Source organism: Paenibacillus foliorum (genome assembly GCF_013141765.1).
GTDB classification, from domain to species: domain Bacteria; phylum Bacillota; class Bacilli; order Paenibacillales; family NBRC-103111; genus Paenibacillus_S; species Paenibacillus_S foliorum.
The window spans coordinates 1-14844 of record NZ_WHOD01000101.1 but is presented as its reverse complement, the minus strand read 5'-3'; the positions used below and the strand labels follow the sequence as shown (position 1 = coordinate 14844).

Genomic DNA, 14844 nt, shown 5'->3' with positions numbered 1-14844 from the left:
TAATGCTTACGATGCAAGCTTTCCATACGGAAAGCTCTAAGGAGAGCGGGAATGAAAGTATATGGAGTTAAGGTTGTAGCCTTGTATAAAAATAAATTGGTTATTGTTAAGCAGTTCAGGGAAGGGAAGAAAAGATTCACTTACGAGCTACCCGGAGGCAGAATAGAAAATAATGAGGATTTGAAAGAGGGAGCGCGCAGGGAATTGAGCGAGGAGACGGGCTTGGTTGCTGGCAGCTTAATAGAGCTGGGTACGTTTAGCATTCCGAAAAGTCCGGTAGTCATTACGCTATTTTTCACTAACGATATTATTGATTTGCAGAATCAACAGCTGGATAAGGACGAAGATATCCATGTGCTGTTTATTGATGTCGAAGAGGCGTTTGGTCATGTTGCGAGCGGGAAGTGGCAGGATACGAGGCTAGGCTTTGGGTTGGTTCTGGCCAGGTCCAACGGACTGGTCTAAGCAACCTGGTTTATGGCATTCATCATGATTAAAGATGTATATAGGCACCAGTCAATTGGGACGAAAGAGGGAGGAATCGGATGGGTACCGCTATCTATATGGTGAGGCATGCAGAGTCACCCTTTTCGATCGAAAATGAAAGGACCCGGGGACTATCCCCCAAAGGCCAGAAGGATGCTGCGGCTGTTACAGAAATTATGCTGCAGCAAAATATACAAGCGGTCGTATCGAGTCCCTACAGAAGAGCTATCCAGACCGTTGAAGGTCTGGCGAATGCATTAGGGCTTGAAATTGAGATTGAAGAGGATTTAAGGGAAAGACTTCTGGCTGGTATCTACTATCCGATGGAGGATCAAGATTTCTTGCCGACGATCGAGAAGGTATTCAGGGAACCGAGCTTTGCGATGCCTGGCGGAGAATCGAATGAGGTCTCCCAGAAGAGAAGTATTTCCGCTTTGCGGCAGGTGATGAACAGACATAAGGGCAAGAACATAGCTGTCGGTACTCACGGGAATATTATGACGGCTATGATGAACTATTTTGACAGCAGCTATGGTCTGGAATTTTGGAAGCAGACAAGCAAGCCGGACATATATATGCTGCGGTTTGACGACAGCGATCAATTAATTGAGGTACGCCGATTGTGGGAGCTAGCCTAGGCCCCTCTATTGCTCGGGTCGTTCCAGCTTTCTATAGGCGGGGGAAGCATTTAGAATGGCTGAGAGGTCGGAGTGAGCATCAACTAGCCAGGGATGGACTACTTTCAAATGCTCTCTGCGACTCCACAAATAATCGATATAGACAAAAACCCCATCCTCTAAGGATACATCCAACTGCTGGAGCAGCTCCGCTAAGTAAGGCGGCTGACCGGCTTGATCCCATTCAATTTTATCCGCAATAAAAACAATCCGATCAAGCAAGGTGCTTGGGGCCTTCAAGGTCGTATGGCATTCGATGGCTTCAAGGACCTGAGTTTGATCAATCCCGAATACTTGCTGAGCAATGACCCGTGAAAGCTTTTGATGAATAATCATGGGAAAACGCTCTTCTTCAGGTAGAATATCGAGGTTCCATTCGCGTGCTGCATCGATTCTTTGGTTATTAGGTACCAAAGCGCTGATATCATGCAAAAAGCCCGCCGCGCGCGCATGATCGGAATCGCAGCCGAAGCGTTCGGCTAGTCGTCCTGCTTCATATCCAACCTTCAAACAGTGCTCAGCCGTATGCGGGTGAGCATGGAGTCTTAAAAAGCTGCTGACATCCTCCTCCAAACGTCCGGAGAAAGGCATCGAGTTTTTCATTTGCTGCAGTAGGGGGTGCAGGTACAATCGATTTCACCTCTTATCTAAGTTAATTTCGCTATCCAACTACTTTAAATTTAATCTCATGCCAGTTACCGCCAAGGTTACCATGGAGGGCAGCTTGTAGTCGGTTCGGATATCCACACCGTGAGACATATGCGTGAACAAGGCACGATCCGGCTTGGTCTCATCAAGCAGCTCTAATGCTTCGATCATATCATACACGGACCGGGTTGCTTTATCTGCATGCTCTTCATAATAATTAGTTCCTAATATAAGCAGCTGCAGCCCGAACAAAGGGGCTTTTTCTTTGTCAGTCAGATTAATAGCATCCGAGCAGTAGGCCCAGCTGTAAGGAGAGGCACCAGTCCTATCGAAGCGATAAGCATACGAAAAGCCGTTTTTTCCATGGCATACCTTCCAGGGTTGAATACGCCAGTTTCCCCAATCCAGTCCAGCGCCGCAATCGTGGTAGGTCAATTGATTTTCCAACCAAGGGAACTGCCTGCGGAGTGTTTGCAGCACTTCTTCAGGGGCGTATACATGTCCTTTCTTGTGCAGCCAGCGGCAGGCATCGGCCCATTCAGGAAGTCCGGCAATATGGTCGAAATGGGCATGTGTGATGAGTACATGGCTGATGAATCTTTTATCCAAGAGCTCCATCTGAGTTCGCCATTCCGGTCCGCAGTCGATCAGGAGTTCCCCCTCAGCTGCCTCCAGCATCGCTGACGAGCGATAGCGACGGTTCAAGCCAGTCGTTCTAGCCTCTGCGCATATTTCACAAGAGCAGTACACTCTTGGAACCCCCATGGAATCACCCGTACCCCACATTATTAATTTATCCTCAGGCATAGTTATGTCGCTCCATCGTTTATCTAATATTTTACAACTAAAAAAAGAATAGCAGGAAACGGATGTGTCAACAAGCAGCATGACTCCATTTATTCAGAGTGTTGACGCTGATAGGTCGCGAAATTACAATAAATACCAGGCGATATTAGGATCTGGACTAGTCTTAAACTATGATTGACAAGAGGAGGATAACCATATGGCAGAAGATACTCGTGGTATCGAATGGGCTCGAAAAATTCAGGCTATTGCTCAAGCAGGCTTGACCTATACCAAAAATGTATACGATCTGGAACGGTATGAGGAGCTGAGAGCTCTTAGTGTAGAAATGATGGCGGCCTATTCGGGGTTGGAAATAGAGCAGGTGGCAGGACTTTTCGCAAATGAGATCGGTTATGCTACTCCCAAGGTTGATGTAAGGGGCGTGGTCATACAGGATGGTCGAATGCTGTTTGTAAAAGAAGTAACGGACGGCTGCTGGTCTCTTCCTGGCGGTTGGGCGGATATTGGGTTATCTCCTCGGGAAAATGTAGTTAAGGAGATAAAGGAAGAGTCAGGCTACGAGGTTACTCCCGTCAGGCTGTTGGCGGCACTCGATCGCAATCTTCATCCGCACACACCGCTGGCTTATCACGTATACAAGCTGTTCATTCTGTGCGAGCTGACTGGCGGAGAGGCCAAGGCGAGCATTGAAACGAGTGAAATTGGCTTTTTTAGTGAAGACGAGCTGCCCCCGTTGTCAGTCGATCGAGTGACGGAATCGCAGGTGCGGATGCTATTTAAACGCGTTCGTGAGTCGGCTGCGGAAACGGTGTTCGATTGATTCATAAGTATGCATATGTTCGATCTCCGGGATCTAGCACAAGGTGAGGAAGGAGTGATTTTATGACCACTTATGTACAATCCGGAGTTGTAGTAGTGTTCTTGATAGGGGTCGGATGGCTGTTTATCCTGCGAAGCAAATCGGATCAGAAGGGCAATATGAATAGTAGACTATCGCGATGGATAGGTTATTCACTCATTGTCATGGCGCTTTTCCTTATTGTTGTTGGAGTACTTCAGTATTTTGCCTGGGAATCACATGGTCGTGGACACTAGTAAGGTAAGCAGAATAGAGGGGGAAATCCCCATAACTCCAAATCATTTTAATAAAATTGCTTGGTTAGCAAGCGTATACATTCTCCTTGACTAATTCCACACTGTATAGTTAAGATAAACATAGTTGAATAAAATTAAATTGGGAGATTAAACTATGATGGATTTGGGGAATAAAATTAAAAAGCTGCGAACCGAGCAAAACCGGAATTTACTTGATATAGCGAATGCGTGCGGGTTTTCAAAAAGCTTATTATCCAAAATCGAAAATGGGAAAACAGTGCCCCCCATTTCAACATTGATGAAAATTGCCGATGCGCTAGGTACGAAGGTCTCCATTTTGTTGGATGATCAGCAGCGATCTGGAACCATCTATACAACCAAAGAAATGAGTCATTCGAAGATGGTCAAAACCGATAAGGGCTACTCCTTTTTCACATTTGCTGTTGAGCGCAGCGAGAAGCTGATGCAACCGTTTCTTTTTGTTTCAAGGAAGGAGGAGAATGATAGTAAAAATGCTTACAGCCATAATGGAGAAGAATTTATATTTATATTGGAAGGCGAGATGCGCTACAAAGTAGGCAGCGTGGAGTATACGTTGAAGCCGGGCGACAGCCTTTATTTTGATTCCATTGAGAAGCATACATTAAGCCCCATTACCGATGAGGTGAAATATGTGGCTGTGTTTACCCAATCTAAGCCGAGCGACAGCTAAGGCGTGTACGACGTTATAGAGATACTGACAAAATTTCAGCAAGGTTCGTTTATACAGGGGTAAAACAGGACATACTGTTTATCCTTTTTTTTATTTTCAGCAAGAAAGCGATTGCATTACCAAAAAAAGTATTGTACAATAATTTCAAGTCAACTAAGTTGAATTAAATACAACATTGTTAAACTACCATAAATATTGTTGAAGAACATCTAAATTTGTAGATGAACGATAGCCTCATAAAGGGGGGATTTATAACTAATTCCTAATCGTACAGGATAGAAAATGTAGAGTCGAGCGCGTATTAACTTGGTACTGCTTATAGCTTACAGAAGCTGGTCTTATAATGATAACGCTTACATTTTATTTAATTATATTAATCATAAGGAGTGGGATAAAGAAGATGAAAAAGTACAAAGTGGGTATTGTGGGCGCCGGTGGCGTTACTGAGCTGCATTTCGTGGGATATAAAGATCATCCGGAACGGATTGAGGTAACGGCGCTCTGCGACCCGAACCCTGAAGCCTTACATGCCAAAGCCGATAAGTACGGGGTTCCGCAGCGCTTTACGGATTTACAGGACTTTATCCAAAACAGCGGTATTGATGTAGCTGTAGTATGTACACCAACCTCCATCCGTAAACAAATTGTGTTCCCATTGCTGGAAGCGGGCTTGCCTGTGTTTGTTGAAAAGCCTTTCTCGGATACATTGGCGGAAGCGACAGAAATTACAGAGAAAGCGCAGCAGCTTGGCGTGCCGATCTCCATCAACCAGAACTTTAGAAGACATTTCCCCTTCGAGCTCATCAAGAACAAGATTGCGGAAGAGACCATCGGTAAGGTGACCTCCATTTTGTTCACCAACCTCTTCTTCAGGCAGGATGTAGGCTGGCGGCTGGATTGCGAGCGCAATGCGCTGTCGGTAATGGGGATTCACTGGTTTGACGGGTTCAGACAAATTCTGGGTTCCGAGGCTGTGTCTGTTGTATGCCAGAACCGTTCCTCATCTGCGATCAATTGCGTAGGCGAGACGGATGCGACCGTTCAAGTCGTGTTTGAAAATAATACGGTAGCGACCTATGTTCAAAGCTTCTCTTCCACCTTCAACCGGACGGAAATGATCGTAATCGGTGAGACCGGTACCCTTGTAATGCTTTACAACAAAGTGGACCTGTACCGTAAAGGTGAAAAAACTCCGTCTGAAACTTGGGAGAATCAAGTTTCCAGAGAAGTAGCTACCTTTGAAGGATTAAATCATTTGCTGACTTCCCTAGAGACTGGGATTGAAGCGCCTAACAGCTCGAGAGATAACCTGAACACTATCTCCATTCTCGATGCAGCATATGTTTCTGCTAATGAGCAGCGTATCGTTCACTTGAAACACGGTGCCGTGGTTTGATTACAGTGAACGCTACTTAAATATGATTGAAGTGGAAGGTAGTGCATATGGATACACAATCGGCTGCATTGCAATCGTCCGTCACTTTGGAAAAGAAAATGAAACGGCGAACGCTCTTGTCTGATTTAAAGCGTGATAAGTACCTTTATATGCTGGTTTTACCTGGGGTTTTCTTCTTTATTCTTTTTAAATATGTCCCTATGTGGGGAATCATTATAGCCTTTCAGGAATATTCCCCGTATGCGGGGGTGTGGAATAGCGAGTGGGTAGGGTTAGAACACTTCATCCGTTTCTTTTCTAATCCTGATTTCATCCTACTCTTTCGCAATACGATGGTGATCAGTTTGTTGAATCTGGTCTTCTTCTTCCCACTGCCTATCATCCTGTCCTTGATGCTGAATGAAGTGAATAACCAATTTTTCAAAAGCATCCTTCAATCGATTGTTTACCTGCCGCATTTCTTGTCCTGGGTCATTATTGTAGGGATATCCTTCTTGCTCTTGTCCCAGTCTTCAGGAGTTGTCAACATGATGATGGTATCGTTAGGGTTTCCCAAGTACGATTTTCTCACGAATACGGATACGTTCTGGGGCATGCTCGTTGCACAAAATATTTGGAAGGAAACCGGTTGGGGAACGATCATCATACTGGCGGCCATCACAGCCGTTGACCCTCAATTATACGAAGCGGCCAAGATAGATGGGGCCAATCGGTGGCTGCAAGCTTGGCATGTGACGCTGCCAGGAATTCGAAGCGTTATTCTGGTTCTGCTGATCCTGAGGCTTGGACATATAATGGATGTCGGATTCGAGCAGGTGTTCCTGATGAATAACGGAGCTGTGGCCCAATATGCGGATGTTTTTGAAACCTATGTTTACCGTAATGGTATTCAGAGCGGACAATTCAGCTACAGCACAGCAGTAGGCTTGTTCAAATCAGTGGTAGGTCTTGTGCTCGTTGTTTTGGCGAATAAGCTGGCCAAACGGATTGGCGAGGAAGGAGTCTACTAATGAAGGAAAGCTTTGGAGGACGGCTGTTTAATGGTGTGAATGCGTTTGTATTGATTGTGATTGGATTGATCACCTTGTTTCCCTTGTACTATGTGTTTATCGTATCATTCACGGATCCCCATGAATATTTGCAGAAGAGCGGCTTTGTCTTGTTCCCTCAGAACTGGTCGCTCGGATCTTACCGTTATTTATTAGACACGGATGCTTTTAAAAACGCTACATTGGTCAGCACATTCCTTGCAACAGTAGGAACCGGATTAAGCTTAGTTTTTACATCTGCCATGGCGTTCGGTATGTCCCGAAAGAGGCTTAGAGGCAGAAAGTTATTGATGCTGATGGTCTTATTGACGATTCTGTTCAACGCGGGGATTATTCCGAATTACATTATTGTCCGTGACTTAGGAATGATCAACAGTATATGGGCGTTAATAATTCCGGTATTGATCAGCGGATGGAACGTCATTCTGATGAAAAGCTTTTTTGACAGCATTCCGGCAGAGCTGGAGGACGCTGCCATGATTGATGGCTGCAATGATATTGGGACGTTCTTCCGTATTGTTCTTCCATTGTCGGCCCCTGCTTTGGCTGCATTCGGATTGTTTTACGCGGTCGGTTACTGGAATACCTTCTTCAATGCTATTTTGTTCATTAATGATTATACGAAGGTGCCTCTGCAGGTTTTGTTGAGGACTATGCTGATTGATTCAGAAACCTCAACGGGAGGGGCATCGGCGGCTGAGATGGTGTCGGAAAATCAACTTCCTAAGCAAACGATTAAAATGGCGGCCGTTGTTATTGCTACGCTTCCTATCCTGGCTGTCTATCCTTTTTTACAAAAGCATTTCGCCAAAGGTGTCATGCTCGGTTCGGTCAAAGGCTGACCGCAGCCTATATTAATGAGGGGGTCTAAGTATGAAAAAGGGTTCGAACAAGCATGCACTTGTAGCCATGCTGTCAATTGTAGCTGTTATGACAGCAGCATGCTCCGGAAGCAATCCAGCGACAAAATCGGAGGATGGCAAAAAGGAGGCGGTCACTACCCTCAATATTTTCAGCAACTTCTCGATTGCCCAGCCGCCATCGCCGGATAATCCGGTTACGAAAGAATTCGAAAAGCGAACGAATACGAAGCTGAACATCACATGGGTCTCAGACACCGTATTTAATGACAAGTTGAACGTATTATTAGCCTCGGGCGACCTTCCCGATATGATTAGACTACCGGATACGACCGTACCCCAGTTTTTAACGATGGTTAAGCAAGGCGCGTTTTGGGATCTTACACCGTATTTGAAGGACTACAAGAACTTAATGGATTCGCCAAAAAGCATGTGGGATAACTCGAAGGTTAACGGTAAAAATTACGTTGTACCCATTGTACGTCCTATCGAGGGTGGAACGACGTTTTTTATCCGCAAGGATTGGCTGGATAAGCTTGGCTTGAATATGCCTACGACTCTCGATGAATTGTATCAAGTTATGAAGGTGTTTAAAGAAAAGGAACCGGATGGGAAAAAAGGCACTTACGGCTATACCATGCGTACCAACGATCAAATTGAATTTATTTATGCGGGAGCCGGGGCCAAATGGAAGGTTAAAGACGGCGGCCTTATAGACATTAATTTAGAGCCTGAAATGAAAGCATCATTGCTGTATAAGAAAAAGCTGTATGATGAGCAGCTCGTTCCCCCGGATTACTCCGTTATGAAGAACGATGACTGGGTAGACTTGGCGACAAGCGGAAGAGTAGGAGTTACAACTGAAACCATCGAAGCGATGTGGCGCTGGACCTATGATCAATGGAAGAGAGATCCGAAGGTGAATTGGGAGCCTATTGTGTCCTTGTCCGCAGGAGCAGGACCCTTCCAACAGCAGAACAGCGGATTTATAGGAGTCTTTGCGATTCCCAAAACGGTTCCAGAAGCGAAAATGCGTAAAATCTTATCCCTTCTCGATTACGGTGCCTCAACAGAAGGCAGCACTTTGTCGCAATACGGTATCGAAGGAACTCATTATAAGAAGGAAGATGGCTTTTTCATAACTAACGAGCAGGCGGTTAAAGACAATCTGGGAACCGGATCGTTCGGCAAGCTGTTTATGAAGCACGACCCGTATATGTACGCCTTTGCGCCGGGGATGCCTAAAGAAATATTTGAGAAGAACAAAAAAATCATAGACGCCAAAGCCAAAATCAGTGTGCCAAGACCTGAAATCGGGCTGGTTTCAGAAACGAATAATAAACTTGGTGCTGATTATAACAAGAAAATTGCCGACATGAAAACACAGGTTGTTATGGGCAAATCCAGTATAGCAGATTGGGATAAGATGGTTGCGGATCTTAAACAAGATGCCAACTATCAGAAAATAATTCAAGAAATGAATGCCGCCTATAAAGAGCGTTTAGCATCCAAGTAAACATAAAAGGAGAATGAGTGTATGGCTACCATCACAGATTTAAGAATGCAAGATAAGGGACGCATGCTGAATGAACATTGGGGGAAAATCCAATGGCTTTGCGGTCAGGAGATCGATCCGGCAAGCGAAATGACCTTCGGTATGGTGTATATCAACGCAGGTCAAGCCAACCCAAGACACGTACACCCGAATTGTGAGGAAATCATCTTTGTTCTTTCCGGTGAATGCGATCATACTTTGGGCGACGAAACTTTTCATTTGGAGCCGGGGATGATGCTTCGTATCCCGCGCAACGTACCCCATAATGCGACTACCACCAGCTGGGAGCCATGCCGTATGATCATCACCTACTCAGCGCCGGACCGTCAGACTATTGGGGAATAAACAATAAACTATACCCGGAGGAATGAACCGATTCCTTCGGGTCCTATTAATGGATTAATGGAGGTTGGAGATGAGCATACAACTGGCTTTTTCAAGACCCACTGCTACAGCTGAAGAACAGGCCCTGCTATTTCAACAATATGGAGCGGTTGGCTACGACGGGCTGCAGCTGAAAGGTGCGCAATACGCCCCGTTTCTTGCTGAACCAGGAAGGTTCAAGGAAGTATGGGGCGATGCACCGGGCTTAGGCTCAGCTTTAATAACGGGCGGCAAACTGGATGAAGCTAGTATAGAGCAGCTTCGTACCGTATTCCGATTTGCTTCAGCTGTTGGCACGGATCTTATTGTTTACTGCCATGGAATTGCCAGGGCAGAGGTTACAGCCGATGACATTCGCCGGTATGCGGACGTGCTGTCAGAGCTTGGACTTGAGGCGCAGCAAAAGTACGGCGTGAAGCTGTCCCTGCACCATCATCATAACAATCCTGTTATGTACCGTGATGATTTTGACCTATTTTTCGATCGGGTTAAGGATGAGTCTGTCGGCTTAACTGTTGATACCGCACATTTGGTGAAATCGGGCATTAGTGATGTTGCAGAGGTTATCCGCAGCTTCGGAAATGTAATTGATAATTTCCACCTCAAGGATTTTGAGCAGGGGGATTGGAGAGTGCTTGGCGAGGGTGCAATCGATTTCGGCTCGATCTTTGGTGCGATTAAGGAAATTGGCTATGACGGCTGGATTTCGGCAGATGAGGAAAGTGGAGGCGAAGTGCTAGAGGGCATGAAAGCATGTTACCAGTTTATGCGTGATGGCTTGAAGTGAAATGATTTGAGTCGAGAAAACCGATCCTTGAAGGGGCTGGTGTTATGGGGAAAAAGGCTGTTTTGATCGGAGCTATGGACACGAAGGGGCAGGAGTATCTGTTCGTTAAAAATACGCTGGAAGCGTGCGGCGTAGAAACGTTCGTTGTTGATACGGGAGTGCTGGAGGAGCCGCTATTTCAACCGGATGTATCGGCGGACGAAGTAGCAAGAGCAGGCGGCTCCAGTCTAGAGGAGCTGCGCAGGGGGAGTGATCGCGGGACGGCTGTTGCCGTTATGACACGTGGGGCCGCTCATATAATCGCCGAGTTGGAACGGAAGGGTGTTGTGGGTGGAGTGTTCGGCATGGGAGGAACAGCCGGTACCACAGTAGCAGCTTCGGCTATGCAGGCGCTGCCTATAGGGGTTCCGAAGCTGCTGGTGTCCACCGTTGCATCGGGTAATACAAGGCCATATGTAGGCGTTAAGGATATTATGATGATGTACTCCGTTGTTGATATTGCCGGTATCAACCGGCTGTCCCGGCGCATCTTGAGCAATGCGGCTTATGCGTTGGCTGGAACGATCCAGCAGCAGGAGCGGGAACAAGAAATAGTCGATGATAAGGTAACACTAGGCATTACGATGTTCGGTGTGACAACTCCTTGCGCAACCCGAGTTCGGGAGAAGCTGGAGGAGGAAGGGTACGATCTGCTCGTATTTCATGCGACTGGAACAGGCGGCATGGCGATGGAGGAGTTAATCAAAGCCGGCTATATCAAGGGTGTAGCCGATATTACGACGACAGAGCTGGCTGACGAGCTGGTCGGCGGTATTTTTACCGCAGGCCCGAATCGGTTGGAAGCATCAGGTGCAGCCGGCATTCCACAGGTTGTCTCGGTAGGTGCGCTGGACATGGTTAACTTTGGTCCGCCGGAAACCGTTCCGATCCAATTCAAGGACCGTACGTTTTATCAGCATAATCCTACCACTACCTTGATGAGAACGACCGTTCAGGAAAATAGCGAGCTTGGCCGTATACTTGCAGAGAAGCTTAATTGGAGCTTATCCCCAACGGTTGTCGTGTTTCCTAAAGCAGGCATTTCTTTATTGGACATGGATTCCAAGCCGTTCGACGGCAAGGAGGAACGTCAGGCTCTATTCGACGGGATTAAGCAGCATCTTAGAGCAGACATTAGCTTGATTGAGCTGGATCAGGATATTAATAACCCTATGGTAGCTGATGTGATTACAGATCATTTATTGCGGCTAATGGTTAGTGCCACGAAGGTTTAATACAATTAGATAATCCAAGTGAACTTTATAAGCTGCCTTAATGGAAGGAGTATAGACGATGGTTATTGCTAGACAAGAAATACTCAAAAGGCTTCGCTCCCAAGTGGAACAAGGTCGCTTCATAGTCGGCGCCGGGGCTGGAACAGGTTTATCAGCCAAATGTGCTGAAGCGGGCGGCGTCGATATGATCATCATATATAATTCCGGAAGGTATCGGATGGCAGGTCGCGGTTCATTAGCCGGATTGATGCCGTATGGAGACGCTAATCAAATCGTAGTGGATATGGGAAGCGAAGTGCTTCCCATTGTCCACGACACTCCTGTGTTGGCAGGAGTTTGTGGCACGGATCCATTTCGAATGATGGATGTATTTTTGAAGCAGCTGAAGGAGCAGGGTTTCTCTGGGGTACAGAATTTCCCCACAGTTGGGCTCATCGACGGTACATTCAGACAAAATTTGGAAGAAACCGGAATGGGGTATCATTTAGAGGTGGAAATGATCCGCAAGGCTCATGAGCTCGATTTGTTAACAACACCTTATGTTTTCAACGAAGAAGATGCGATAGCCATGGCAGAGGCTGGAGCGGATGTGTTGGTCGCGCACGTGGGTCTGACTACGAAGGGCAGCATCGGAGCGAAGACGGCGTTGACATTAGACGAATCGGCTGACCTCGTACAGCGAATCTATGACGCGGGTAAAAGCATTAATCCGGGCATCCTTGTCATCTGTCACGGCGGTCCGATTTCGGAGCCGGAGGACGTCGAGTATGTGCTAAGTCGCACCCAAGGAGTCGCAGGATTTTTCGGGGCATCCAGCGTGGAACGACTGCCAACAGAGATCGCGATCACGGAGCAGGTGAGGAAGTTTAAAGCATTGATGCACTAACATGTGTGAAGTATGAGCAGCCATCAGCCAGCCTCGACCGTAACTCCTGAACAGCGGGAGTTACGGTCGAGGCTGGCTGTTCTTGTTTTACGTTACATTTTCGAAAAAGTATTATCTCTCTCAAGATTGAGAGAGATAATAGGCATATTCCAATGGTCTACTATAAATTAGTTTTTTGTGTTTAAAACCCTTAAGGTCTTTGTATATATTTTTTTGGGGTTTTCCATTAAGTTCAATAATCCATAGCTTACTTTGTTCGTCTAAAACAAAATCTACACTTAATTCTCCCAATGAACCCATATGAGTTTCGGCTTCTTGTGCAGCCTTTATACTTATCTCATGCAGAGATTGGAAGATTTCATTCATTTTTTCCAGTGAAAATAATTGCGGAAGAACTTCTGCAATGTCATAAATAGTTTCACAAATACTCGTGTTAAAGTAATGCTCATAAGCGACTCTACATGTTACGGCGGAAATCATCCATTCTCCAAGAATACCTTTTTGAACAAGGACTCGGATATCAAAATACCGATGATCAAGTTGACACAGACGAATCCCTTGCTGAATCATGTATTTTTTTGGTTCGAGAAGTTGAGCCAACTTTTCCTGTATGCTTTCATTTTTTCTGCAAATATATCTTGGAGCTAGGCTGTGCAAAGAGATGTGAGTATCTCCATTCTCCGTTAGTTCAACCCGGTACACTGACTTCCCCTTAGATCCGTAAGAAGGCTTTATATATACTAGTTTATATTTCTCTAATAGGTCTGACATATTCACTTCATTATATAAAAATGTATCTGGGACATAGGGTTTAAGATTTGACTGTTTTAAACGGTTATAGAGATCCCATTTATTAAAAAAATTGATATTGTTAAAACATTTGTTCCTTCCAATCTTCTTCTCTAGGCGTTGAATGGTTATTACTTTTTTGTTAAAGCACCTGTTATAGACGACATGTGGAAAAGGGAATGAGCTTTGCTTCCATTTGCCCTTTTTTAGGCTTAGTCCAATAATACGTTGTTTCTTCCAAAGAATATCTGCCGGAGTAAAGGCGTAAAGCTTCAGGTTTAGATGGTGATAACGTTGATAAAGCTCCAAAAGTCTTTTTCTACTATACCTATTAGTTACCAGAATACCTATTAATGGGTGATTCTCCAATTTGATCACTCCCTAGCCTTCTATCCCTATTATTATCTATGCGGGCATAGACCTAATGGTATGGGACAATAGCATAGCTGAACAGAAATTCAGCGAATATATTGCTCTATTCACCTATTTTTAAGAGAGATAGGCTTTTTACTGTGTTTATCTTTTTAAACTTTTAATATGATGGATTAATTTTGATAATAGGGAGATGAGACTATGGGAAAATTTAATGGTCCTCCAGGCCCCCCAGGACCAGAAGGACCACGAGGGCCCCAAGGACCAGCTGGACCAGAAGGAGCAAAAGGAGCAACGGGAACCACAGGAGCAGCAGGATTAGCAGGAGCGACAGGAGAAGCGGGTGCAAGAGGGCCTACCGGAGCAGCGGGACCAGCAGGAGCAAAAGGATCGACAGGAGCAACTGGAGAAGCGGGTGCAAGAGGACCAGCGGGTGCAACTGGAGCAGTGGGTGCAAGAGGACCCGCAGGAGCAACTGGAGCAGTGGGTACAAGAGGACCGGCGGGAGCAACTGGAGCGGTGGGTGCAAGAGGACCCGCAGGAGCAACTGGAGCGGTGGGTGCAAGAGGACCGGCAGGAGCAACTGGGGCAGTGGGTGCAAGAGGACCCGCAGGAGCAACTGGAGAAGCGGGTGAAAGAGGAGTGACGGGGTCGTCAGGAGCAGCAGGAGCAGCAGGAGCAACAGGAGTAACGGGTGAAAGAGGAGTGACGGGGTCGTCAGGAGCAGCAGGAGCAACAGGAGTGACGGGTGAAAGAGGAGCGACGGGGTCGTCAGGAGCAGCAGGAGCAACAGGAGTGACGGGTGAAAGAGGAGTGACGGGGTCGTCAGGAGCAGCAGGAGCAACAGGAGTGACGGGTGAAAGAGGAGCGACGGGGTCGTCAGGAGCAGCAGGAGCTACAGGCGTAACGGGTGCAACAGGAGTGACAGGACCCGCAGGCGGTGCAACGGGACCTACAGGATCAACAGGAGCTGCAGGAACTACGGGAGCAACAGGAGCCACAGGTATAACAGGAGCAGCAGGTATAACAGGACCGCAGGGACCCGCAGGAGGTGCAACAGGATCAAC

General features: G+C 46.4%; 17 protein-coding genes. 14 read left to right on the top strand and 3 right to left on the bottom strand.

Annotation, left to right across the window (positions count from 1 at the left end; genetic code table 11):
• The first annotated feature begins 51 nt into the window (after positions 1-51).
• Positions 52-465: an NUDIX hydrolase gene (locus tag GC093_RS26285; RefSeq protein ID WP_171654891.1), complete on the top strand. Its 414-nt coding sequence runs from the start codon at positions 52-54 to the stop codon at positions 463-465.
• Between the two features lie 80 nt (positions 466-545).
• Positions 546-1124, top strand: coding sequence for a histidine phosphatase family protein (locus GC093_RS26280; protein WP_171654890.1), 579 nt, complete (start codon positions 546-548; stop codon positions 1122-1124).
• Between the two features lie 6 nt (positions 1125-1130).
• Here GC093_RS26280 and yqeK read toward each other — a convergent pair whose 3' ends face one another.
• Entirely contained in the window at positions 1131-1793 is a 663-nt protein-coding gene (gene yqeK, locus GC093_RS26275) for a bis(5'-nucleosyl)-tetraphosphatase (symmetrical) YqeK (RefSeq protein WP_312886615.1), read from the bottom strand.
• Positions 1794-1832: 39 nt separating this feature from the next.
• Positions 1833-2618 (bottom strand): MBL fold metallo-hydrolase, encoded by a 786-nt coding sequence (locus tag GC093_RS26270; protein WP_246315348.1) that lies wholly within the window; start codon positions 2616-2618, stop codon positions 1833-1835.
• 196 nt (positions 2619-2814) lie between these two features.
• Between GC093_RS26270 and GC093_RS26265 the strand changes: the two genes are divergently transcribed.
• The 11 genes from GC093_RS26265 to GC093_RS26215 all read left to right on the top strand — a co-directional run bounded on the left by GC093_RS26265 (position 2815) and on the right by GC093_RS26215 (position 12616).
• Positions 2815-3438 (top strand): NUDIX hydrolase, encoded by a 624-nt coding sequence (locus GC093_RS26265; protein WP_171654888.1) that lies wholly within the window; start codon positions 2815-2817, stop codon positions 3436-3438.
• 62 nt (positions 3439-3500) lie between these two features.
• Positions 3501-3713 (top strand): hypothetical protein, encoded by a 213-nt coding sequence (locus tag GC093_RS26260; RefSeq protein WP_171654887.1) that lies wholly within the window; start codon positions 3501-3503, stop codon positions 3711-3713.
• Between the two features lie 154 nt (positions 3714-3867).
• Entirely contained in the window at positions 3868-4425 is a 558-nt protein-coding gene (locus GC093_RS26255) for a helix-turn-helix domain-containing protein (RefSeq protein ID WP_246315346.1), read from the top strand.
• Between the two features lie 400 nt (positions 4426-4825).
• Positions 4826-5821 (top strand): Gfo/Idh/MocA family protein, encoded by a 996-nt coding sequence (locus GC093_RS26250; RefSeq protein ID WP_171654886.1) that lies wholly within the window; start codon positions 4826-4828, stop codon positions 5819-5821.
• Between the two features lie 47 nt (positions 5822-5868).
• Positions 5869-6831 (top strand): ABC transporter permease, encoded by a 963-nt coding sequence (locus tag GC093_RS26245; RefSeq protein WP_171654885.1) that lies wholly within the window; start codon positions 5869-5871, stop codon positions 6829-6831.
• Positions 6831-7712 (top strand): carbohydrate ABC transporter permease, encoded by an 882-nt coding sequence (locus GC093_RS26240; RefSeq protein ID WP_171654884.1) that lies wholly within the window; start codon positions 6831-6833, stop codon positions 7710-7712. The genes GC093_RS26245 and GC093_RS26240 overlap by 1 nt, the downstream gene beginning before the upstream one ends.
• Positions 7713-7743: 31 nt before the next feature.
• Positions 7744-9246, top strand: coding sequence for an extracellular solute-binding protein (locus GC093_RS26235; RefSeq protein ID WP_171654883.1), 1503 nt, complete (start codon positions 7744-7746; stop codon positions 9244-9246).
• Between the two features lie 21 nt (positions 9247-9267).
• Positions 9268-9630 (top strand): cupin domain-containing protein, encoded by a 363-nt coding sequence (locus GC093_RS26230; protein ID WP_171654882.1) that lies wholly within the window; start codon positions 9268-9270, stop codon positions 9628-9630.
• Positions 9631-9700: 70 nt separating this feature from the next.
• Positions 9701-10456: a sugar phosphate isomerase/epimerase family protein gene (locus GC093_RS26225; RefSeq protein ID WP_171654881.1), complete on the top strand. Its 756-nt coding sequence runs from the start codon at positions 9701-9703 to the stop codon at positions 10454-10456.
• Positions 10457-10500: 44 nt separating this feature from the next.
• Positions 10501-11730, top strand: coding sequence for a Tm-1-like ATP-binding domain-containing protein (locus GC093_RS26220; protein ID WP_171654880.1), 1230 nt, complete (start codon positions 10501-10503; stop codon positions 11728-11730).
• A 58-nt stretch (positions 11731-11788) separates the two neighbouring features.
• The gene (locus tag GC093_RS26215; RefSeq protein ID WP_171654879.1) at positions 11789-12616 is read left to right on the top strand and encodes a phosphoenolpyruvate hydrolase family protein; all 828 of its coding nucleotides are present in this window, start codon (positions 11789-11791) and stop codon (positions 12614-12616) included.
• Positions 12617-12736: 120 nt separating this feature from the next.
• Here the strand turns inward: GC093_RS26215 and GC093_RS26210 are convergent, their stop codons facing one another.
• Positions 12737-13783, bottom strand: a complete 1047-nt coding sequence (locus tag GC093_RS26210) for a YheC/YheD family endospore coat-associated protein (RefSeq protein ID WP_312886614.1) — start codon at positions 13781-13783, stop codon at positions 12737-12739.
• A gap of 195 nt (positions 13784-13978) precedes the next feature.
• On the opposite strand from GC093_RS26210, the gene GC093_RS26205 reads away from it, so the two are divergent.
• Positions 13979-14844 (top strand): collagen-like domain-containing protein (locus GC093_RS26205; RefSeq protein ID WP_171654878.1); only part of this gene is annotated, 866 nt, incomplete at its 3' end.

Excerpts from the sequence above, each read along its gene's own strand:
- GC093_RS26230 (WP_171654882.1), top strand. The coding sequence starts at position 9,268 with ATGGCTACCATCACAGATTTAAGAATGCAAGATAAGGGACGCATGCTG.
- GC093_RS26220 (WP_171654880.1), top strand. The coding sequence starts at position 10,501 with ATGGGGAAAAAGGCTGTTTTGATCGGAGCTATGGACACGAAGGGGCAG.
- GC093_RS26225 (WP_171654881.1), top strand. The coding sequence starts at position 9,701 with ATGAGCATACAACTGGCTTTTTCAAGACCCACTGCTACAGCTGAAGAA.
- GC093_RS26240 (WP_171654884.1), top strand. The coding sequence starts at position 6,831 with ATGAAGGAAAGCTTTGGAGGACGGCTGTTTAATGGTGTGAATGCGTTT.
- GC093_RS26235 (WP_171654883.1), top strand. The coding sequence starts at position 7,744 with ATGAAAAAGGGTTCGAACAAGCATGCACTTGTAGCCATGCTGTCAATT.
- GC093_RS26250 (WP_171654886.1), top strand. The coding sequence starts at position 4,826 with ATGAAAAAGTACAAAGTGGGTATTGTGGGCGCCGGTGGCGTTACTGAG.
- GC093_RS26270 (WP_246315348.1), bottom strand. The coding sequence starts at position 2,618 with ATGCCTGAGGATAAATTAATAATGTGGGGTACGGGTGATTCCATGGGG.
- GC093_RS26255 (WP_246315346.1), top strand. The coding sequence starts at position 3,868 with ATGATGGATTTGGGGAATAAAATTAAAAAGCTGCGAACCGAGCAAAAC.
- GC093_RS26215 (WP_171654879.1), top strand. The coding sequence starts at position 11,789 with ATGGTTATTGCTAGACAAGAAATACTCAAAAGGCTTCGCTCCCAAGTG.
- GC093_RS26285 (WP_171654891.1), top strand. The coding sequence starts at position 52 with ATGAAAGTATATGGAGTTAAGGTTGTAGCCTTGTATAAAAATAAATTG.
- GC093_RS26265 (WP_171654888.1), top strand. The coding sequence starts at position 2,815 with ATGGCAGAAGATACTCGTGGTATCGAATGGGCTCGAAAAATTCAGGCT.
- GC093_RS26260 (WP_171654887.1), top strand. The coding sequence starts at position 3,501 with ATGACCACTTATGTACAATCCGGAGTTGTAGTAGTGTTCTTGATAGGG.
- GC093_RS26245 (WP_171654885.1), top strand. The coding sequence starts at position 5,869 with ATGGATACACAATCGGCTGCATTGCAATCGTCCGTCACTTTGGAAAAG.
- GC093_RS26280 (WP_171654890.1), top strand. The coding sequence starts at position 546 with ATGGGTACCGCTATCTATATGGTGAGGCATGCAGAGTCACCCTTTTCG.